The organism is Xanthomonas sp. 1678, from assembly GCF_031455575.1.
In the GTDB taxonomy this organism is placed as follows: Bacteria; Pseudomonadota; Gammaproteobacteria; order Xanthomonadales; family Xanthomonadaceae; genus Xanthomonas_A.
In genome coordinates this window covers 579,687-600,097 of the sequence record NZ_JAVDSZ010000001.1, presented here as the reverse complement: position 1 = coordinate 600,097, position 20,411 = coordinate 579,687, and the positions used below count along the sequence as shown (strand labels likewise).

At 68.3% G+C, this 20,411-nt stretch carries 16 protein-coding genes; 7 read left to right on the top strand and 9 right to left on the bottom strand.

Translation table 11 applies throughout. The features are described 5' to 3' along the window. Window positions 1–30: 30 nt before the first annotated feature. The 4 genes from greB (at window position 31) to J2Y70_RS02675 (ending at window position 2,171) form a co-directional block, all read left to right on the top strand. On the top strand, window positions 31–537 hold the full coding sequence (gene greB, locus J2Y70_RS02690) for a transcription elongation factor GreB (RefSeq protein ID WP_263397842.1): 507 nt from the start codon (window positions 31–33) through the stop codon (window positions 535–537). Between the two features lie 358 nt (window positions 538–895). Further along, the gene (locus J2Y70_RS02685; protein ID WP_309912920.1) at window positions 896–1,558 is read left to right on the top strand and encodes a dienelactone hydrolase family protein; all 663 of its coding nucleotides are present in this window, start codon (window positions 896–898) and stop codon (window positions 1,556–1,558) included. A gap of 9 nt (window positions 1,559–1,567) precedes the next feature. Beyond that, window positions 1,568–1,975 carry an HIT domain-containing protein gene (locus J2Y70_RS02680; protein ID WP_263397840.1) on the top strand — a complete coding sequence of 136 codons (408 nt, stop codon included), beginning with the start codon at window positions 1,568–1,570 and terminating at the stop codon, window positions 1,973–1,975. Between the two features lie 28 nt (window positions 1,976–2,003). After that, window positions 2,004–2,171: a DUF5668 domain-containing protein gene (locus tag J2Y70_RS02675; protein WP_003467495.1), complete on the top strand. Its 168-nt coding sequence runs from the start codon at window positions 2,004–2,006 to the stop codon at window positions 2,169–2,171. Window positions 2,172–2,270: 99 nt separating this feature from the next. Here J2Y70_RS02675 and J2Y70_RS02670 read toward each other — a convergent pair whose 3' ends face one another. The 3 genes from J2Y70_RS02670 to apbC form a co-directional block, all read right to left on the bottom strand. After that, window positions 2,271–2,798, bottom strand: coding sequence for an RDD family protein (locus J2Y70_RS02670; protein ID WP_309912916.1), 528 nt, complete (start codon window positions 2,796–2,798; stop codon window positions 2,271–2,273). Window positions 2,799–2,826: 28 nt separating this feature from the next. Further along, window positions 2,827–3,399, bottom strand: a complete 573-nt coding sequence (gene dcd, locus J2Y70_RS02665; RefSeq protein WP_053834874.1) for a dCTP deaminase — start codon at window positions 3,397–3,399, stop codon at window positions 2,827–2,829. Between the two features lie 130 nt (window positions 3,400–3,529). After that, on the bottom strand, window positions 3,530–4,381 hold the full coding sequence (apbC, locus tag J2Y70_RS02660; protein WP_263397838.1) for an iron-sulfur cluster carrier protein ApbC: 852 nt from the start codon (window positions 4,379–4,381) through the stop codon (window positions 3,530–3,532). Window positions 4,382–5,163: 782 nt separating this feature from the next. Between apbC and J2Y70_RS02655 the strand changes: the two genes are divergently transcribed. Continuing rightward, window positions 5,164–7,911, top strand: a complete 2,748-nt coding sequence (locus tag J2Y70_RS02655; protein WP_309913264.1) for a TonB-dependent receptor — start codon at window positions 5,164–5,166, stop codon at window positions 7,909–7,911. 187 nt (window positions 7,912–8,098) lie between these two features. On the opposite strand, the gene J2Y70_RS02650 is transcribed toward J2Y70_RS02655, so the two are convergent. Together J2Y70_RS02650 and J2Y70_RS02645 are read right to left on the bottom strand one after the other, a co-directional pair. After that, window positions 8,099–9,688, bottom strand: a complete 1,590-nt coding sequence (locus J2Y70_RS02650) for a sulfotransferase (RefSeq protein WP_309912911.1) — start codon at window positions 9,686–9,688, stop codon at window positions 8,099–8,101. Window positions 9,689–9,916: 228 nt separating this feature from the next. Continuing rightward, window positions 9,917–11,509 carry an NAD(P)/FAD-dependent oxidoreductase gene (locus tag J2Y70_RS02645; protein WP_309912908.1) on the bottom strand — a complete coding sequence of 531 codons (1,593 nt, stop codon included), beginning with the start codon at window positions 11,507–11,509 and terminating at the stop codon, window positions 9,917–9,919. Between the two features lie 211 nt (window positions 11,510–11,720). On the opposite strand from J2Y70_RS02645, the gene J2Y70_RS02640 reads away from it, so the two are divergent. Next, window positions 11,721–13,862: a M13-type metalloendopeptidase gene (locus J2Y70_RS02640; protein WP_309913262.1), complete on the top strand. Its 2,142-nt coding sequence runs from the start codon at window positions 11,721–11,723 to the stop codon at window positions 13,860–13,862. A 305-nt stretch (window positions 13,863–14,167) separates the two neighbouring features. Next, window positions 14,168–16,177: a M13 family metallopeptidase gene (locus tag J2Y70_RS02635; protein ID WP_309912905.1), complete on the top strand. Its 2,010-nt coding sequence runs from the start codon at window positions 14,168–14,170 to the stop codon at window positions 16,175–16,177. Window positions 16,178–16,555: 378 nt separating this feature from the next. Here J2Y70_RS02635 and J2Y70_RS02630 read toward each other — a convergent pair whose 3' ends face one another. The 4 genes from J2Y70_RS02630 to gorA form a co-directional block, all read right to left on the bottom strand. Next, a complete protein-coding gene (locus J2Y70_RS02630; protein ID WP_263397834.1) occupies window positions 16,556–17,212 on the bottom strand; it encodes a rhomboid family intramembrane serine protease in 657 nt (218 codons plus the stop codon). 40 nt (window positions 17,213–17,252) lie between these two features. Further along, window positions 17,253–17,618: an MGMT family protein gene (locus J2Y70_RS02625; protein WP_309912900.1), complete on the bottom strand. Its 366-nt coding sequence runs from the start codon at window positions 17,616–17,618 to the stop codon at window positions 17,253–17,255. Continuing rightward, a complete protein-coding gene (locus J2Y70_RS02620; protein WP_309912898.1) occupies window positions 17,615–18,550 on the bottom strand; it encodes a DMT family transporter in 936 nt (311 codons plus the stop codon). Before J2Y70_RS02620 ends, J2Y70_RS02625 begins: the two co-directional genes overlap by 4 nt. Before the next feature lie 341 nt (window positions 18,551–18,891). Next, window positions 18,892–20,250, bottom strand: coding sequence for a glutathione-disulfide reductase (gorA, locus tag J2Y70_RS02615; protein ID WP_309912895.1), 1,359 nt, complete (start codon window positions 20,248–20,250; stop codon window positions 18,892–18,894). Window positions 20,251–20,411: the final 161 nt, after the last annotated feature.

Genomic DNA, 20,411 nt, shown 5'->3' with positions numbered 1-20,411 from the left:
GCAGTGCCCCAATCCGATGAACAGCTCCCGATGAGCCGCTGGCGTCCCCCTGCCGAGAAAAGCACCGCCCTGATCACCGCCGAAGGCCACGCCCGGCTCAAGGCCGAGCTGGAGGAGCTGTGGCGCGTGCGCCGCCCGGAGGTGGTCAAGGCGCTGGCCGCCGCGGCGGCCGAGGGCGACCGTTCGGAAAACGCCGAGTACACCTACCGCAAGAAGCAGCTGGGCGAGATCGACCGCCGCGTGCGCTACCTGAGCAAGCGCCTGGAAGCGCTGCGCGTGGTCGACACCGCGCCATCCGATCCGCAGGCGGTGTTCTTCGGCGCCGTGGTCGAACTGGAGGACGCCGACAGCGGCGAACTGGTGCGCTACCGCATCGTCGGCCCGGACGAGACCGATGCCGGCCGCGGCTGGATCAGCATCGATTCGCCGCTGGCGCGGGCGCTGCTGAAGAAGCGCATCGACGACGACGTCGAGGCGCAGCTGCCCGGCGGCCGCCACAGCTTCGTGGTGGTGTCGGTGGACTACACGGCGCGCTGAGCGCCTCCATCGCGTCGACCACTGCCGATCGATGCAGCCCCGGCCGCAGCGCGGCTGGGCACGATCGCATGGCGCTCTACGCGCAGTTGGTGAGGGGACGTTCGGACCTGGCCGCGCAGTGGACGCAGCCAGCTGGCGAAGCCGGGACCTTGAGGTTCGCCAGTGGCATGCAGTACCTGGATCGAAGGGCCCTGGAGAAACTCCGCGGATCATGGGCCAACCTGGCCGATAAGTTCAGCCTGCAATGCGACCGGCGAGCGGCCTGCCCCAGCACGGAGTGGACCGCCGGATCTGTTAACCGGCCTTCGCAGCCAGCGTGGATAATCGGCGCCTCTCTCTTCCGCTGCAGGAACCCCCCATGGGCCATTGGACTACCCTCGATACCGCTCACGGCCAAGTCTCCGCCTGGCATGCCCTGCCGGAGGGCGTCCCGCGCGGCGGCCTGGTGATCATCCAGGAGATCTTCGGCGTCAACGCCTACATCCAGCAGGTCGCCGACGGCTACGCGGCGCAAGGCTATGAAGTGCTGGCCCCGGGCCTGTTCGACCTGGTGGAGAAGGACGTGCAACTGGAGTACGGCCAGGACGGCGTGCGCAAGGGCCTGGAACTGGTCGGCGCGCTCGGCTTCGACAAGGCGCTGGACGTCGTGCAGGCCGCGGCGCAGGCGCTGGCGCCGGCCGGCAAGGTCGGCACCGTCGGCTATTGCTGGGGCGGCAGCGTCGCATTGCTGGCGGCGCTGCGGCTGGGCCTGCCGTCGGTGAGCTACTACGGCGGGCGCAACACCCAGTTCCTCGACGAGACGCCGAAGGCGCCGGTGCTGTTCCACTTCGGCGCGCAGGACAGCAGCATCCCGCCGGAGGCGGTGCAGCAGCATCGCGAGAAGCTGCCGCAGATGCAGACCTACGTGTATCCGGCCGGACACGGTTTCGACCGCCATATCGATCCGAACCACCACGACGCCGACAGCGCCGACAGCGCGCGCCAGCGCAGCCTCGCCTTCCTCGCCGAACACCTGCGCTGAGCCGCGGCGATGGCCGACTTCGTACTCGACCCGCGGCTGCAGGCCGATAGCGCGTTCGTCGCCGACGGTCCGCTGTCGCAGGTGCGGCTGATGGACGACGCGCGTTTCCCCTGGCTGCTGCTGGTGCCGCGCGTCGCCGACGCCAGCGAATGGATCGACCTGGACGGGGGCCAGCAGCGCCTGCTGCTGGCCGAGATCAACCAGCTCTCGCAGTTGCTGCGCAACGAGCCGGGCGTGCGCAAACTCAATCTCGGCGCGCTGGGCAACATCGTGCGGCAACTGCACGTGCATGTGATCGGGCGCCACGAAGGCGATGCGGCCTGGCCCGGGCCGGTATGGGGCAGCGGCCCGGCGCAGCGGCTGGACGCCGATGTCCTGCAGACCCGTGTTGCGGCGTGGCGGCAACGGCTACGATAGGCGCCCTTTTAGCGGAACCCGCGTGCCCATGAAATCCAATGTGATCGCCGCCATCGTGCTGATCGTGATCGGTCTGGTGTTCCTGGCCAACAACCTGGGCTGGACCAACCTCAGCCTGGGCCGGCTGATCGCCACCTGGTGGCCGGCGATCCTGGTCGCGGTCGGCGTGGGCATGCTGTTCGGCCGCGGCAAGTAGTAACTGCCGGGATTCGGGATTCGGGATTGGGGATTGGATCCGGCGATCTCCACCCGCCTGGCTGCCGGCCGCCGATGTGCGGCGGCCGGCACGTCCGCATCAACGGCGGACGTTGACCACCTGGGTGCCGGCGATCAGGTCGTGCAGGCAGCGCTTGTCCTGGCGGAAGATGAACAGCGCATCGATCAGCGCATAGAAGTTGCCTACGACCGGCACCAGCGACAGCAATTGGGTCGGCAGGTAACGCAGCGCGATCAGCCGCCACAGCGGCGGCTGCGCGCCGTCCAGATCGACGATACGGATCCACAGCAGTTTCTTGCCCCAGGTCTGCCCGGTCTTGGCCAGCGGATAGCCCTGCACCACCACGAACGTCGCGAACGCCAGCGCCACGTAGCCGGCCATGGTCAGGAACGACATCGCCTCGCCGCCGCGCGCCGCATCCATGACCTTGCCGAAATAGCCGGTGACCGCAGCCAGCGGCAGGAAGGTCGCCAGCGCGATCACGCCGTCGATCAGCGATGCGCCCAGGCGCTCGCCGCGGCCGGCCAGCACGTCGGCGCCGTCCAGCGCCAGCGGCGCCGACGGCAGCGGCGCGTCGGGCGCCTGGTAGGGATTGGGATCGTTCATTGCGCGCTCCGTGTGCTGTAGGGAAAAGTCAGGTTCTGGGCAGGGTCACGCCGGTCTGGCCCTGGTACTTGCCGCCGCGGTCCTTGTAGCTGGTCTCGCAAACGTCGTCGGCATCGGACTGGAAGAACAGCATCTGCGCCACGCCTTCGTTGGCGTAGATGCGCGCCGGCAGCGGCGTGGTATTGCTGAATTCCAGGGTGACGTGCCCTTCCCACTCCGGCTCCAGCGGCGTGACATTGACGATGATGCCGCAGCGCGCGTAAGTGCTCTTGCCCAGGCAGACCACCAGCGTGTCGCGCGGGATGCGGAAGAATTCCACCGTGCGCGCCAGGGCGAAGCTGTTGGGCGGGATGATGCATTCGTCGGCCTCGATGTCCACGAAGCTCTTCGGATCGAAGCGCTTGGGATCGACGATGGTCGAGTTGATGTTGGTGAACACCTTGAACTCGCGCGAGCAGCGCACGTCGTAGCCGTAGCTGGAGGTGCCGTAGCTGACGATGCGCTCGCCGTTGACCTGCTTCACCTGGCCCGGCTCGTAGGGCGCGATCATGCCGTGCTGCTCGGACATGCGGCGGATCCAGCGGTCGCTCTTGATGCTCATGCGTATTCCTGATGCCTGTGGCGGCAGGCCGAAAAACCCGCCTGCCGGGAGCGCGGCCGACGCCGGAGCGGGCCGCAGTGACCGGCGATTCTAGCCGGTCGCGGAGCGTTCGCGGCAGCCGCGGCCCCGCTCACAGCAGCGAGGCGGAAATCGGGATCGATGCCCGCGGGCGCTTGCGCAGCTCCTCGGTCAGGCGCTGGGCGGTCGCCAGATAGGCCTGCGCGGCGGCCGAATCCGGGGCCGCGGCCACGATCGGGGTGCCGGCGTCGCCCTGCTCGCGGATCGCGATCGCCAGCGGCAGCGAGCCCAGCAGCGGCACGCCGTACTGCTGCGCCATGCGCTGGCCGCCGCCTTCGCCGAACAGGTGCTCGACATGGCCGCACTGCGTGCAGGTATGCACCGCCATGTTCTCGACGATGCCCAGCACCGGCACCTCGACCTTCTCGAACATTTTCAGCGCCTTTTTCGCATCCAGCGTGGCGATGTCCTGCGGCGTGGTGACGATCACCGCGCCGGCCACCGGGATCTTCTGCGCCAGGGTCAGCTGGATGTCGCCGGTGCCCGGCGGCAGGTCGATCAGCAGGTAGTCCAGGTCGTCCCACAGCGTATCGGTGAACAGCTGGGTCAGCGCCGAGGTCGCCATCGGCCCGCGCCAGATCATCGGCGTGTCCTGGTCCACCAGCAGCCCGATCGACATCGCCTCGATGCCGAACGCGCGCATCGGCTCGATCGACTTGTTGTCGGGGCTGTCCGGGCGTCCGCTCAGGCCGAGCATGGCCGGCACGCTGGGGCCATAGACATCGGCGTCCAGCACCCCGACCCGCGCGCCCTGGCGCTGCAGCGCCAGCGCCAGGTTCACCGCGGTGGTGGACTTGCCCACCCCGCCCTTGCCGGAACCGATGGCGATGACATTGCGGATCCGCGGCAACGGCGAAAGGTTGGGCTGGACGGCGTGGGCGGGAATGCGGGGGCGGTCGGTCATCGGAAAACTCGCAGAGGAAACGCCACAGCGCGCCGGGCGCGCGGCAGGAACAGGGATGGCAGCGGCGAGCGCCGCCTGTCGGGAGGGCGTCGCAGCGGATCGAATTGGGGCATGACTATACAAGTGCGGCGTGCCGTCCATGTCGGTGGAGCCGCCAGGCAGGCGCGCGAAGTCGGGCCAGCGCAGTCCTGTCCCGGCAGCGCGCAATCGCGGCCTCGGCCAGCGAGCCGGCAACCCAGGCATGGCCATCGGTCTTCTGCCAGGACGGTAGCGTCGGTCGGCAAGCGCGCCGCGATATGACCATTCGTTACCGATCAGGCGCCCCATTATGGCGAAGCGTACTCACCGAATTGGTGCGGGAGACCACCATCACTTGCAAGCCGTGCTCGGTCGCCGGATGCCCGGCTTGTCGCCCTTTCGGCCAATTGCCGCGCTATCACAAATGCCTATTCAGTTATAGGGCCGATGCCACGCCCCCGAATGGTGCAAAGCAGCGTGGAAGCTGTCGCGCCGGGCACGCAACGCCACATTTGGCGGGCGTTTACTGCCAGATCGCCGCAGATCCACCCTGTAGACGAAAAAGGTGACACGGCTGTACAAATGGCGTTAAGTTCATGTTACGTTTGGGTTGCTCGCATGGATGCGGAACCGATTTCAAGGCATATGTCGTGGCACGACGCCCCTCGCCTTTTCTTTATTGTTTTATGGGGATAGAGAGAATGACTGCTCGTCAGACACGTAGTTTCAAGCACAGCCGCCTGAGCGCGGCGCTGGTGACCGCCATGGTCGTGCCGGCCGCGTTCAGCGCCTTCGCGCAGGACAGCACCGACAGCAAGGCGACCGACCTGGAAAAGATCACCGTCACCGGCTCGCTGATCCCGCAGACCGAGATCGAGACCGCCACGCCGGTCACCACGATCACCGCTGAGGACATCAAGGCCCGCGGCTTCAATTCGGTGGCCGATGTGTTGCAGAAGAGTTCGTTCGCGACCGGCGCGGTCCAGGGCGGCCAGACCTCCGGCTCCTTCACCCAGGGCGCGAAGACGGTCAGCCTGTTCGGCCTGTCGCCGGGCTACGTGAAGTACCTGATCGACGGCCGGCCGATGTCGAACTACCCGGCGCTGTACAACGGCAGCGACACCTTCAACAACATCAGCGGCATTCCGATCGACCTGGTCGACCGCATCGAGATCCTGCCGGGCGGCCAGTCGTCGCTGTACGGCTCCGACGCGATCGCCGGCGTGATCAACGTCATCCTCAAGAAGAAGATGGACGGCGCGGTGTTCAGCATCCGCGGCGGCGGCTTCTCCGAAGGCGGCGGCAGCAACTTCCGCGCCACCTTCGCCGATGGCTGGACCTCCGCCGACGGCCGCACCTCCGTGCTCGGCGGCGTGCAGTACGAAGAGAAGGACCCGATCTGGGCCTACGACCGCGGCCTGACCAGGCAATACAACACGCAGGGCTATAGCGCGCCGCTGATCAGCCGCGACTTCCTGGTGTACAGCCCGTTCACCAGCTACAAGTTCCTCGACCCGGCCAACTGCGGCAACGTCTCCGGCCTGTTCGGCGGCACCATGGCCCTGCAGCAGCGCCCGGGCTTCGGCGACGAGTACTACTGCGGCTCCAAGTACACCCCGGGCTACCGCACCCTGGACAACGGCCAGAAGTCGCTGCAGGCGTACGTGCACGGCACCTTCGACCTCAACGACAACGTGCAGTTGTACGGCGACGTGCTCTACAGCAAGGACCAGGTCAAGTACAACTCCGGCGGCAATTATCTGTGGTGGGGCACCGCTTCCGACTTCGGCTACTACTACGACCCGAACCTGGACGACCTGGTCAACCTGCAGCGCTCGTTCGCGCCTGAGGAAGTCGGCCCGAACGGCTTCAACGACACGATGAGCCGCGACACCAGCGAATCGGTGCGCGTGACCTTCGGCGCGCAGGGTACGCTCGGCCAGTCCAACTGGGACTACGACGCCGGCGTCACCTACACCCAGTACGAACTGGAAGAGCGCAACTTCGTCCGCCTCAAGGACCCGATCGACCAGTTCTTCATCAACAAGGTGCTCGGACCGCAGCAGGGCCTGGATCCGTACTACGACGCCTATCCGGTCTATACCCCCAACTACGCGGCGTTCTATTCGCCGATCACGCCGGAAGAATTCGCCAGCTTCACCGGCCACGCCACCAACAAGAGCAAGACCTCCGACGGCATGCTGCGCCTGCAGGCCACCAACGCCAAGCTGTTCTCCCTGCCCGGCGGCGACGCGGGCCTGGCGGTGGTCGCCGAGTACGGCAAGCAGAAGTGGAGCTACGATCCGGCGCCGGAAATCCTCAACGGCGAGGTCTGGGGCCTGACCTCGGTGGCCGGCGGCGGCGACCGCGACCGCTATGCGGTGACGTCGGAACTGCGCATGCCGGTGTTCGATCCGCTGACCATCACCCTGGCCGGCCGCTACGACGCGTTCAAGGCCAGCGGCACCACCGTCGACAAGCCGACCTACAGCGTCGCGCTGGAATACCGTCCGTTCCAGTCGCTGCTGCTGCGCGGCAAGTACGGTACCGCGTTCCGCGCACCGACCCTGTCCGACCAGTACCAGGGCGAGAGCGGCTACTACAACTCGGTGGTCGACTACTACCAGTGCGCGCAGCGCGGCTACCTGCCCGGCAACACCGACAACTGCCCGGCCGCCTACTCCAGCCGCCAGTTCTTCGGTACGCAGTCCGGCAACCTCGGCCTGAAGCCGATCAACGCCGATGTGTGGAGCGCAGGCTTCGTGTGGTCGCCGGTCGACCGCATGGCGCTGACCGTCGACTACCTCAACTGGGACATCAGCGATGAAGTCACCCAGCAGAGCGCCGACGCGCTGAGCCTGCAGGACTACCGTTGCCGCGCCGGCATCGACGACATCAGCTCGGCACTGTGCACCAGCGCGATGGCGCAGGTCACCCGCAACGCAGCGGGTCAGATCACGGAGATCTATACGCCGAAGATCAACGTCTCCAACCAGAAGCTGGAAATGGCCGTGGCCTCGTTCCGCTATGGCTACGACTTCGGACGTTGGGGCGACCTCAGCATGATCGCCAGCTACACGCAGAAGATCAGCCACGAGTACACGCAGTATGCCGGTGACGAACCGGTCGACCTGCTCAACAATCCGTACTGGAGCGTGGACCCGAAGCGCAAGGCCGACGCCTCGCTGACCTGGGAGATCGGCGACTTCTCGACCACCTGGTACGCCAGCTGGTTCGACAAGACCCCGAACTATGCGGCGAATCTCGCCGTCGCCGGCTACGATGCGCCGCGCGCCGGCAAGCTGCCGTCGCACATCACCCACAACGCCAGCATCACCTACACGGCGTTCGAGGGCATGGAGCTGTCGCTGATGGTCAACAACGTGTTCAACAAGATGCCGCCCTTCGACGCGTCCTACCCGGGCAGCGCGAGCTCGCCGTACAACTCGTACAACTTCGACGTGTACGGCCGCGCGTACTACCTGGAAATGCGTTACGCGTTCGGCAAGTAATCGAGCCTCAAGCGACACCAAAGCCCACCCGCGAGGGTGGGCTTTTTTTATGCGTGGCGCGTGCTGGCGGGATCTATGCGACAGCGGCTGCAAGCGCCCGTTTGGCGTCCGCAATGAACCACGGCCGCACGCGCAATGGTGCGGCCTTTGCGTTCGGTCGGTTTGCTATCCGAAGGTGCGTGCCGCCTCAGCGGCTGCCTTGCCCCGTCGCTTCGAGCGATTGCGTATCGAGCAACCGTTTCAGCTCGGCGAGATCCTCGCCGTAGCGCTGCCAACGCCCCATGTAGGCGCGGGTCATCGAGGTGCGCACCTGGACCACGCTGGCGGTGGCCACCGGCGCCTGATTCTGCTCGAAGCGCAGGCAGGCCTCGTCCCACGGCAAGCCGCAGAACTCCAGCAAGCGGCGCGTGGTCGGCTCCTGCTCCAGCACCAGGTCTGCGTAGTCGATTTCCAGCAGACGCTGCGGGAACAGCGCGCGCCAATGCGCCATCAAACGCTCGAACATCAGGTAGTAGCGGCCGACGTCCATCAGGTCGAAGGAATAGTCGTAGTACGGCGAGGACAGCGCGAACAGCTGGCGGAAGTTGCTCAGGCAGGTGTCCATTGGGTCGCGCCGCAGGCAGACGATGCGCGCGTTCGGCAGCGCGCGCGCAATATGCCCCACGTACAGAAAATTGTGCGGCAGCTTGTCCACGAAACGCGGCTTGGCTGCGGTGCCGGGACGGGTGGACTCGACGTAGGCGCGGCCGAGTTCGCGCCAGTCCAGCCCCTGCAACCGGGTCAGCGTGGCCACGTCCAGGATCGCCGGCGATGGCGTGCGCACCAGGCGCTTGAGCGCCACCGAGAAATTCTGCAGCTCGCCCGCCGAATGCACCTGCGGATGGCTGGACAGGATTCGGTCCACCAGGGTGGTGCCGCTGCGCGGCATGCCGACCACGAAGATCGGCTCCTGGCTGTCGAAGCCGGACGCAGGCGCAGCGTCGGCGCGGAAGGCCTGCTGCAATGCCTCGAACAGCACCGCATCGCGTTCGGACGTATAGCCGCGCGCGCGCTTCTGCACCGCCTTGCCCTGCACGTAGCCACGGAACGCGGCATGGTAGTCGCCGAGATCCTCGTGCTCCTTGGCCAGTGCCAGGTTGAGATACAGCACCGCTTCCGGCGCGTCGCCGGCCGAAGCCAGCGCCTGCTCCAGCAAGGCCAGGTTGTTCTCGTCCGCGCTCCACTTGCGCAACTGCGACAGCGACAGATAGACCTTCCAGTAGCGCGGCTCCAGGGCCAGACAAGCCCGGTATTCCTGCTCGGCTTCCTGCAGCCGCCCGGAGAACAGCAGCGAGGTGCCTAGGTTGTAATGGAAGCTGGCGTGCTGCGGCGCGAGTTGCACCGCCTGGGTGAACGCCTCCAGCGCCGCGGCATGCTCGTTGACCTGGGTATAGACCACCCCCAGCGTATCCAGCGTATGCGCGTCGGTCGGCCTCAGCGCCATCGCCTTGTCGGCGAAGTGCTGCGCCTCCTGCATGAACCGCCCCATCGCCAGCACCTTGGCCAGTTGCGTGGCGTAGTCCGCGCGTTGCGGATTCAACGTCGTCGCCTGGTACAGATGCGCCGCGGCGGGCTGCATCTGCTTCAACTCCAGCGCCGCCACGCCGGCCACGAAATGCACGCCCGGATGCTGCGGCAACGACTGCAGCAGGTGCTGTGCGAGTCGCTGCGCCTGGCCCCAGTCGCGCTGGTTGAGCGCGGCGACGGCCTGGTTGTAGAGCTGAACCTGTTCGGTCATGGATGCGCCTGATGTCCGGAGTCGCCGGTCGTGAGCAGCCTCGCATTATGCCCGGCACGGACTTACCCGTAGGCGCGCCCGCCGTACATATCGCACCTGTAGCTCGACAGTGCGAACGCCAAGGGTTGGGCTAGTGGTCTCGTCCCGATGTCCGTCCGCGTGCGCTCCAAACACCTCAAGGCCATTGCGACGCCGCGTCGCGCTGCGCGACGCGGCGCGCGCTCGACCTCACTTCCCCAGCAACGCCATCGCCGCATTGTGCCCGGGCGCACCGGTCACGCCGCCGCCCGGATGGGTGCCGGAACCGCACAGGTACAGTCCGGGAATCGCGCCGCGGTAGTTGGCCTGGCCGAGCATCGGGCGTGCGCTGAACAGTTGGTTGAGGCTCAACGCGCCATGGAAGATGTCGCCGCCGACCAGGCCGAAGGTGCGTTCCAGGTCCAGCGGGGTCAACACCTGCCGGCCCAGCACCGAGGCCGCGAAGCCCGGCGCGTAGCGCTCGACGGTGGCGATCATCAGGTCGGCGACCTCGTCGCGATGCGCGTCCCAGCTGCGCCCATCCGGCAGCTGCGGCGCCACGTGCTGGCAGAACAGGCTGGCCACGTGCTGGCCGGGCGGCGCCAGCGAGTCGTCCAGCGTGCTGGGGATCAGCAGTTCGACGATGGGTTCGCGCGACCAGCCGTGGTCGCGCGCATCGCGGTAGGCGCGGTCCATGTAGTCCAGGCTCGGCGCCAGGATGATGCCGGCGGTGAGATGGTCGCCCTGCCCCGGCAGCGCGCGGAACTGCGGCAACCGCGACAGCGCCACGTTCATCCGGAACGTGCCCGAGCCGCAGCGCCAGTGCGCCATGCGCTCGCGGGTGGCGGCCGGCACGTGCGCCGGGTCGAGCAGGCGTTCGTACAGCAGCTTGGGATTGACGTTGGCGACGACGCGGCGCGCGTAGAGCCGCTCGCCATGTTCGGTGACCACGCCGACCGCGCGCCCGTCCTCGACCAGGATCTCGCGCACGCCGGCGTCGGTGCGGATCTGCGCGCCGGCCGCGATCGCCGCCTTGGCCATCGCCTGGGTGATCGCGCCCATGCCGCCGAGCGCGTGACCCCAGGCGCCCTTGACCCCGTCGCTCTCGCCGAACACGTGGTGCAGCAGCACGTACGCCGAGCCCGGCGTGTACGGACTGGCGTAGTTGCCGACGATGCCGTCGAAGCCGAACAAGGCCTTGACCGGGTCGCTCTCGAACCAGCGTTCCAGGTACTCGGCGGCGGAGATCGTGAACAGGTCCAGCAGCTCCTGGCGCAGGCCGGGACCCAGCGCATGCAGGCGGCGGCCGAGGCGGCCGGCGCGCAGCAGTTCCGGCAGCGCCTGGCGCCAACCGCCATCGGTGACGTTCGGCGGCGGCTGCAACGCCAGCGCGCGCAGCACGTCGGCGATGCGTTCCAATTGCGCTTCGTAGGCCGGCAGGCGTTCGGCGTCGCGGGCGGAGAATTTCGCCACCTGCGCCTGGGTGATGCCGGCGCCGGCCAGCAGGTAGCGGTCGTCGGGCAGCGGCACGAAGTTGTTGCAGCGGCGCGGCACGATGCGCAGGCCGTGCGCGGCCAGGTCTAGGTCGGCGATCACCTTCGGCTGCAGCAGCGACACCGTGTAGGACGCCACCGAATTGCGGAAGCCGGGGTGGAACTCCTCGGTGACCGCGGCGCCGCCGACCACGCCGCGCCGCTCCAGCACAGTGACCTTCCAGCCGGCGCGCGCCAGGTAGGCGGCGCAGACCAGGCCGTTGTGGCCGGCGCCGACGATCAGGGCATCGCAGGACGATTCGCGCTTCATGCCGGCAATACTATGCGAGTTATATGCGAGTGCCTCGCAACAACCGGCCAGCGCAGCGCGGATTCAACGACGTGGTGCATGCGACCTGGCGACGGCGACGGTGCGTCCAGCCCTGCGCTGGCTGACCGTTGCGCCCGGCCCATGACCTTCGACACCCCTGAAACCCGGGACAGCGGCGTACAGTCTCGCCACGGCCTGCGGGCCATCCCATATCACGGCTTGGAGCTTCCTTGTGACCTTTCGCAATCCCCAACTGCTGCTGTTGACCCTGGCCGTAAGCGCCGCGCTGAGCGGCTGCAACAAGCCCGACACGGCAGCGCCCGCCGCCGACGCCGCCAAGACCGAAGCCGCCGCATCGGCGCCCGCCGCGGCGCCGGCCGAGCTGAAGCTCGACGCCAGCAAGCTGCCGGCCTACAACGCGTTCAACGCCAACGACCTGGATCCGGCCAAGGACGCCTGCGGCGATTTCGCCGGCTACGTCAACGGCAAGTGGCTGGCCGCCAACGAGATCCCCAAGGACCGCAGCAGCTGGGGCGCGTTCTCGATCCTGGACGAGCGCTCGGTCGCCGTGCAGCACCAGCTGGCCGAGCAGGCCGCCGCCGCCAACGCGCAGGGCGTGGACAAGATCGTCGGCGACTTCTGGGCCTCGGGCATGGACGAAGCCAAGGTCAACGCGCAGGGCATCGAGCCGCTGAAGGCCGACCTGGCCGCGATCGACGGGCTCAAAGACGGCCCGGCGGTGGCCGAATACCTGCGTCAGAGCGCGGCCAAGGGCGAGAACGGCCTGTTCGGCTTCGGCGCCGAGGCCGACTTCAAGAACTCGTCGATGAACATCGCCTACGCGATGCAGGCCGGCCTGGGCCTGCCGGACCGCGGCTACTATTTCGACGCCGACAAGAAGGACAAGCTCAAGGCCTACCAGGCGCACGTGGCCAAGGTGCTGGAGCTGTCCGGCGTGACGGCGGCCGATGCGGCCAAGCAAGCGCAGGACGTGATCGCGCTGGAAACGCGCCTGGCCAAGGTCTCCAAGTCCAGCGAAGAGATGTCGCGCGACGCCGAGCTGGCCTACAACCCGATCACCCCGGCCGAGGCCGACAAGCTGGCCCCGAACTTCCCGTGGACCAAGTTCTTCGAGTCGCAGGGCGTGGCGGTGCCGGAGAAGTTCTCGCTGGCGATCCCGGCGTTCCACCAGGAAGTGAGCAAGGCGCTGGGCGACGCCGATCCGTCGGTGTGGCGCGCCTACCTGCGCTTCCACACCGTCGATAGCGCCTCGCCGTACCTGAGCGATGCGTTCGCGCAGGAGAATTTCGCGTTCTACGGCAAGGAACTCAACGGCCAGGCCGAGATGAAGCCGCGTTGGAAGCGCGTGCTCGGCAGCATCGAGGACGGCGCCGGCGAGGCGATGGGCCAGATGTACGTCAAGGTCGCCTTCTCGCCCGACGCCAAGGCCAAGATGCAGCAGCTGGTCGACAACCTGCGCCAGGCGCTGAAGGGGCGCATCGAGCACCTGAGCTGGATGAGCGACGAGACCAAGGCCAAGGCGATCGCCAAGTGGGAGACCTTCACCCCGAAGATCGGCTACCCGGACAAGTGGCGCGACTACAGCGGCCTGAGCACGCAGCGCGACAGCTACCTGGACAACGTGCGCGCCGCCACCGCGTTCAACTACAAGTACAATCTGGGCAAGATCGGCAAGCCGGTGGACAAGACCGAATGGGGCATGACCCCGCAGACGGTCAACGCCTACTACAACCCGCTGCAGAACGAGATCGTGTTCCCGGCCGCGATCCTGCAGCCGCCGTTCTTCGATCCCAACGCCGACGACGCGTTCAACTACGGCGGCATCGGCGCGGTGATCGGCCACGAGATGACCCACGGCTACGACGACCAGGGCGCGCGCTTCGGGCCCAGCGGCAACTTCGAGAACTGGTGGACGCCGGCCGATGCCAAGAACTTCGCCGCGCTCACCGGCAAGCTGGTCAAGCAGTTCGACGAGTACAAGGTCGACGGCAAGCCGGTCAACGGCAAGCTGACCCTGGGCGAGAACATCGCCGACCTGGGCGGCCTGTCCACCGCCTACGACGCGTTGAAGAAGGCCACCGAGGGCAAGGACGACCCGAAGGTCGGCGGCATGACCCGCGACCAGAACTTCTTCCTCAACTGGGCCACCGTGTGGCGCACCAAGTACACCCCGCAGAACGCGATGGTGCGCCTGACCACCGACCCGCACGCCCCGGCGCAGTTCCGCGCGATGGGCGCGCCGTCGAACCTGCCGGCCTTCGCCGCCGCGTTCCAGTGCAAGGCCGGCTCGCCGATGGTCCGCGCCGGCGATCGGCAGGTGGTGATCTGGTAAGCACGTCGTAGCGACGCAACACGGAAAGGCCCGGCATGTCCGGGCCTTTTCTTTGGCGATGCGCGCGGCCGGCTGCGCGGCCGGCATCCGGCCCGATGCCGGGCCTCCGCTGCACAGTCGCCACTGCCGCACGGGGGGCGGCGGCCGCAGCGGCACAGCCGATCGGCGATCCGGACGGCCGCCGGTCTTCCCCCCTGCCCGCCCATCTGAACAGATCAGGGATCAGGCGCGCCGCACGCGGACACAGCTGCGTGCCGCAGCTTGTTAAACTCCGCCGACTTTAATCCTGACCGGATTCGCTCCCGATGCTCAACGCCCGTCCGCTTGCCCTCGCTGTCGCCCTCGGCCTGATCGCCCTGGCGTCCACCGCCGATGCCGCGCCCAAGAAGAAGCGCGCCGCCGCCAAGGCGCCCGTCGTCAGCGCCGCCTGCACCGATTTCTACGACTACGCCAATGCCGACTGGCTGAAGAGCAATCCGCTGCCGCAGACCGGCGCGGTGACCGCGCTGGGCCAGTTGTCCGCGCGCGCGCAGCAACAGCAGCGCGACCTGCTCGACGCATCGATGCGCGCGCCGCAGAACGACGTGCAGAAGGCGCTGGGCGATTTCTGGGCCAGCGGCCTGGACGAAGCGGCGATGGAGAAGGACGGCTCCAACCCGATCGCGCCGCTGCTCAGCCGCATCGATGCGATCAAGAAGGCCAAGGACGTGCCGGCCTCGATCGCCGCGCTGCACCAGATCGGTATCCCGGTGGCGTTCAACTTCGGCGCCGACGTCGACCTGAAGGCGCTGGACCGCCACATCGGCTACTTCATGCAGGGCGGCATGGGCCTGCCCGACCCGGCCTTCTACACCCGCACTGATGCCGACACCGTGGCGCTGATGGGCCGCTACCGCGCCTACGTCAAGCAGATCCTGACCCTGACCGGCACCCCGGCCGCCAAGCTCGAGGCCGACGCCCAGTCGGTGCTGCAGATCGAGACCGCGCTGGCGCGCAGCGCCAAGTCGCTGGCCGGCATCAACAACCCGTTCAACAACTACGCGCCGATTTCCACCAAGGAGTTGAACAAGCAATACCGCAACCTGAAGCTGGACGCGTTCCTGAAGGCGCAGGGCGTCAACGACGACCTGGTGTCGCTGGCCGATCCGGAGATGTTCAAGCAGTTGGACGGCATGATCGCCAGCATCAAGCCCGAGCAGTGGAAGGCCTACCTGCGCTGGCGCGTGGGCGATGCGATGGCGCCGTACCTGTCCAAGAGCTTCCGCGACGCAAGCTTCGAGTTCCGCGGCCGCGTGCTGGAAGGCCAGACCCTGCCGCCGCAGCGCTGGACGCAGGTGCTGGACGCGATCAACGTCGCCGCCGGCCCGATGCTGGGCCGCGAGTACGTCGGCCGCTATCTCACCGCCGACGCCCGCCGCCAGGCCGAGAGCATCGCCGACCAGGTGCGCGAGACGCAGATCGCCGCGATCAAGCGCAACACCTGGCTGAGCGAGCCGGCCCGCGCCGAAGCGCAAGCCAAGCTGGCCGCGCTGAAGATCGAGATCGGCGCGCCGCGCCGCGACCTGGACTACAGCGTGCAGCCGATGGGCCGCGGCAGCTTCGGCGGCAACATGCTGATCGCCTCCACCTGGCGCCACCGCGAGGAAATGAAGCGCATCGGCAAGGGCAACGCCGATCGCCGCTGGGACGTGCTGCCGCAACAGCCGGCGCTGACCTACGACCTGGCCCAGAACCGCCTGATCGTCACCGCCGCGGTGCTGCAGCCGCCGGTGTTCGTCGCCGGCGGCGATGCCGCCGCGCTGTACGGCGGCTACGGCGCGCTGGTCGCGCACGAGCTGATCGGCGCGATCGACAGCAAGGGCAGCCAGGTCGACGCCAAGGGCGAACTGCGCAACTGGTGGACGCCGGAAGACAAGAGCGCGTGGAACGCGCTGGGCGCGCGCGCCGCGGCGCAGTACGGCGCCTACGACTTCCCCGGGGTGAAGGGCGCCAAGGTCAACGGCCCGCTGACCCAGGAACAGGATCTGACCGACATCGGCAGCGTCGAACTGGCCTGGCAGGCCTACGCCGCCGCCCAGCCCGCCGCCGCCGACGCCGGCAAGCAGGCGTTCTACAAGGCCTGGGCCGGCCTGTGGGCGCAGCAGCTGTCGCCGAACGAAGCGGTGCAACGCGTCACCGCCGACGTGCACGCGCCGGGCCGCTGGCGCGCCAACGGCCCACTGGCCAACCTGCCGTCCTTCGCCGCCACCTTCACCTGCAAGGCCGGCCAGCCGATGGTGCGCAGCGACGCCGAGCAGATCCGTCTCTGGCCGTAATCGGGGTTCGATAGGCAATGCATGCACGACGGCGCGGGCAACCGCGCCGTCGTGCGTTTGGCGACGATCGACAGAGGCCGCCAGCATCGCCGCGGTTGCCGACGGCCGACGGCTCATCCAAGGCATCGCGCCGAGCGATACGCCGAAAACGTCCTGCAACGACGCCGCTTCCTGCGGCAACGCGTTACCCGGAGATGCGCGAGCAGGGCGTGGCGGTGGCGCGGATACGCCAATTCTAGAAATGCGTGCACACAGGAGGTCGTCGCCGACGCAGACTGCCGGCCACGCCATGGGCTATTCGGATCGCCTTCCACGATCGCGTGCGGCACACACCGGTTCAGGCTCGCTACGACGCTCGTCGATGCACGCAGGCGCCGCTCAGCGCACGATCCGCGGCCGCGGCGGCTTGCGCTTGCCGAACGGCGGTTGCCCGCGCCAGTAGCGGATCAGCAGCCAGCCGAACAGCATGCCGCCCAGGTGCGCGAAATGCGCCACCCCCGGCTGCCAGCCGGTGAAGCCCATGATCAGCTCCAGCGCGCCGAACACGATCACGAAGGTGCGCGCCTTCATCGGGATCGGCGGGAACAGCAGCATCACCCGCTGGTTCGGGAACAGCATGCCGAAGGCCAGCAACAGGCCGAACACGCCGCCGGACGCGCCCAGGGTCGGGTACGGCTCGCCGCCGTTGCTGACCGTCCACCAGCCCACCAGCACCTGGCACAGGCCGGCGCCGGCCACGCACACCAGGTAGTAGGTCAGGAAGCGCTTGTTGCCCCAGGTCTGCTCCAGCGGGCCGCCGAACATGTACAGCGCGAGCATGTTGAACAGCAGGTGCGAGAAGCCGCCGTGCAGGAAGCCGTAGGTCAGCAGCTGCCAGATCTGGAAGTTCTGCCCCGGCGAGAACGCATCGAAGGCGCCGATCGGCCACAGCATGAACGGTGCGAACGTGTCGTTGCCCAGCAGCATCTGCAGCAGGAACAACACCACATTGCCGATCAGCAAGGCTTGGGTAACGGGCGGAAGTCTGGGGAACATGGTCGTGTCCGTGGCAACTGCCGACCATCATAGCCGCTCGCTATTGCGGCCCCCATAACGCGGCGTCGAGGTCGCGCGCCGGCGTTGGGGCGCGCTTCACCCGCCCGCCCTGCACCGCCACGCCCTCGGCACGCAGCCGCTGGCACTGCTCGCGAAAGCCGCGCGAGCCTTCCGGGAAGGCGATGCGTCCGTCGCTGCGCAGCACCCGGTGCCAGGGCAGCGCCGGGTCGTCGTTGCCGCCGAGCACGCGCGCGACCAGCCGCGCGCGGCCGGGCAACCCGGCCAGCATCGCGACTTCGCCGTAGCCGCGCACCTGACCGGACGGGATCGCACGGATCGTCGCCAGGATCTTCGCCTGGGCCGCGGACGACGCCTCGGCGCCTGGCGCGGGACGGCCCCCGCTCATGCCGCCACCGTGCGTGCCGGCCGCGACACCATCAGCACCCCGCCCAGCACCAGCACCGTGCCGGCGATCTGCCACGGCCCCATCGCCTCGCCCAGCAGCAGCACGCTGAGCACGATGGTCGAGACCGGGCCGAGCATGCCGATCTGCGACGCCAGCCCCGAGCCGATCCGCCGCACCGCCAGCATCGTCGCCAGCACCGGCACCGCGGTGCACGCGGTGCCGTTGAGCAGCGACAGCCAGTACACCTGGTGCGGCAGCACCAATGCCTGCAGCGGCCGCAGCAGCAGGAACTGGGCGATGCACAGCACGCAGGCGACGAGGCTGGCGTAGGCGGTCAGCCGCACCGCGCCGATCCGCGCCACCATCTGCCCGCTGCCAACCAGGTACAGCGCATAGGCCAGCGCGCTGCCGAACACCAGCAGGCTGCCCCAGGCGGTGCGCGCGCCGCCGACCTGCAGGTCGTGGCCGAAGGCGAGCAGCACGCCGACATAGCTCAGCGCCAACGCCCACAACTGGCGGCGTTGCGGCCGGCGACGGAACGCCAGCACGCCGATCAGCAGCACCAGGGTCGGGGTCAGATACAGGATCAGCCGCTCCAGCGTGGCGGTGATGTAGGCCAGGCCGAGGAAATCCAGGTAGCTGGCCAGGTAGTAGCCGAGCACGCCGAGCGCGCCGATGCGCCAACGATCGCCGCGCTGCAACGGCGGCACGCGGCGCGCCGCCCACAGCGCCATCGCCGCGAAACACGGCAACGCCACCAGCATGCGCAGCGCCAGCAGGGTCACCGCGTCCACGCCGTAGCGATAGCCGAGCTTGACGATGATCGCCTTGCCGGAAAACGCGATCGCGCCGCCGGCGGCGAGCAGCACGCCGCCCAGGTCGGCATGCGCCGTCGGCAACGCAGCGGAAGTCGGGCGTCCGGACGCGTTCATCGCGGACCGGCGCCGAGGCGGAAACGGACATCGGGCATGCGCCCATTCTACGGCCGCGGCACGCCATGCCCAGCGTTGCAGCGCTGCAGCACGCCGCATCGGGTGCGAACGACAGCAACCATCTCAAGCACACAGGACGCCTTCGCGGCGTACGGAACACCACGCGAACACGAAGGAATTGGCATCGGCGCACCCAGCCAGCTCGCCGCAAGCCCCCTGTGGGAGCGACTTCAGTCGCGACGAGCGAATCCGTGGGGCGAATGGCTTCGGACAATGTACTGCCTCGCCGCCTCCCCGCGGCGCCGCATCCAGCAGCGCCAGCGCCGCGCTGCCGTTGCGCCTCAGCGCATCAGCACCACTTCCTCGGCCGAGGTCGGATGGATCGCCACCGTGTCTTCCAGCTGGCGCTTGGTCACGCCCAGCTTCAGCGCCACCGCGAAACCCTGCAGGATCTCGTCGGCGCCGTCGCCGAGCAGGTGGAACCCGACTACCCGTTCGTCCTCGCCGACGCAGACCAGCTTGAACAGGCTGCGCTGCGGCGAGTCGGCCAGCGCATGCAGCATCGGCCGGAAGTTGCTGCGGTACACGGTCACCGCCTCGCCGTAGCGTTCCCGCGCCTGCTCCTCGCCGAGCCCGACCTGGCCCAGCGGCGGATGCGAGAACACCACGCTAGGCACGTTCTCGTAGTCCAGCCGCGCCTGCGGCCGGTCGCCGAACAGCCGCTCCATCAGCTTGCGTCCGGCGGCGATCGCCACCGGGGTCAGGCCGATCTTGCCGGCCACGTCGCCGATCGCGTACAGCCCCGGCACGTCGGTGTTCTGGTAGTCGTCCACCAGCACTTCGCACTTGTCGCCCAAGCGCACGCCCAGCTCCTCCAGGCCGATGCCCTTGCTGTTCGGACGCCGCCCGATCGCGAAGAACACCTGGTCGACCGCCTCGCCCGGCTGCCCTTCCGCGTCGTACAGCTGCAAGCCCTGGTCGCCGCGGCGCAAGGCGCTGGCGCGGTAGCCAAAATGCAGGCGCACGCCCTGATGGCGCAGGTTCTCGCCGAGCTGCCGCGCCAGCTCCGCATCGAAGCGCTCCAGCAGGCGTTCGCCTTGCACATACAGCTCGACGCGGCTGCCCAGCGCCTGCAGCAGGCCGGCCAGCTCCACCGCGATATAGCCGCCGCCGACGATCGCCACCCGCGCCGGCGCCTCGCACAGGTTGAAGAAATCGTCCGACACCAGGCCCAGTTCCGCGCCCTCGATCGGCGGCCGCAGCGCGTGCGCGCCGGTGGCGATCACCACGTGGCGGGCACTGACCCGCACGCCGTCGCCGCACTCGACCGTGTGCGCGTCCAGCAGCCGGCCACGCTGCGGGATCAGCACCACCCCGTCGGCGTCCAGGCGCCGCCGATAGCTGCCGTGGATGTTGCCGATATAGCCCTGGCGATGCGCGACCAGTTCCGGCCACGACAGCGTGGAATCGGCAATGGAGAAGCCGATACCGCGCGCCAGGTCGATGCGCCCGACCAGATCGGCTGCCAGCCACATCACCTTCTTCGGCACGCAGCCGACGTTGACGCAGGTCCCGCCGAGCGCGTTCGGCTCCAGGATCGCCACGCGCGCGCCGAGACCGGCGGCGCGGAACGCGGCGGCCAGGCCGCCGGAACCGCCGCCGAGCACCAGCAGGTCGTAGTCGTAGAGCGCTGCGCTCACTGGAAACGCTCCACGCGGTACGGCATGGGATCGATCGCGGGCATGCGCCCGCCTCTCAGGTCGGCCATCGGGTGTGTCCTGTCGCGCTGTCGATGCGGATTCCGAGCATGCCATGGGCCACGGCACGCCACATGTGAGGAGGTCGCGGCGACGCCGCGCAT

Excerpts from the sequence above, each read along its gene's own strand:
- greB (WP_263397842.1), top strand. The coding sequence starts at position 31 with ATGAGCCGCTGGCGTCCCCCTGCCGAGAAAAGCACCGCCCTGATCACC.
- J2Y70_RS02685 (WP_309912920.1), top strand. The coding sequence starts at position 896 with ATGGGCCATTGGACTACCCTCGATACCGCTCACGGCCAAGTCTCCGCC.
- J2Y70_RS02680 (WP_263397840.1), top strand. The coding sequence starts at position 1,568 with ATGGCCGACTTCGTACTCGACCCGCGGCTGCAGGCCGATAGCGCGTTC.
- J2Y70_RS02675 (WP_003467495.1), top strand. The coding sequence starts at position 2,004 with ATGAAATCCAATGTGATCGCCGCCATCGTGCTGATCGTGATCGGTCTG.
- J2Y70_RS02670 (WP_309912916.1), bottom strand. The coding sequence starts at position 2,798 with ATGAACGATCCCAATCCCTACCAGGCGCCCGACGCGCCGCTGCCGTCG.
- dcd (WP_053834874.1), bottom strand. The coding sequence starts at position 3,399 with ATGAGCATCAAGAGCGACCGCTGGATCCGCCGCATGTCCGAGCAGCAC.
- apbC (WP_263397838.1), bottom strand. The coding sequence starts at position 4,381 with ATGACCGACCGCCCCCGCATTCCCGCCCACGCCGTCCAGCCCAACCTT.
- J2Y70_RS02655 (WP_309913264.1), top strand. The coding sequence starts at position 5,164 with ATGGTCGTGCCGGCCGCGTTCAGCGCCTTCGCGCAGGACAGCACCGAC.
- J2Y70_RS02650 (WP_309912911.1), bottom strand. The coding sequence starts at position 9,688 with ATGACCGAACAGGTTCAGCTCTACAACCAGGCCGTCGCCGCGCTCAAC.
- J2Y70_RS02645 (WP_309912908.1), bottom strand. The coding sequence starts at position 11,509 with ATGAAGCGCGAATCGTCCTGCGATGCCCTGATCGTCGGCGCCGGCCAC.
- J2Y70_RS02635 (WP_309912905.1), top strand. The coding sequence starts at position 14,168 with ATGCTCAACGCCCGTCCGCTTGCCCTCGCTGTCGCCCTCGGCCTGATC.
- J2Y70_RS02630 (WP_263397834.1), bottom strand. The coding sequence starts at position 17,212 with ATGTTCCCCAGACTTCCGCCCGTTACCCAAGCCTTGCTGATCGGCAAT.
- J2Y70_RS02625 (WP_309912900.1), bottom strand. The coding sequence starts at position 17,618 with ATGAGCGGGGGCCGTCCCGCGCCAGGCGCCGAGGCGTCGTCCGCGGCC.
- J2Y70_RS02620 (WP_309912898.1), bottom strand. The coding sequence starts at position 18,550 with ATGAACGCGTCCGGACGCCCGACTTCCGCTGCGTTGCCGACGGCGCAT.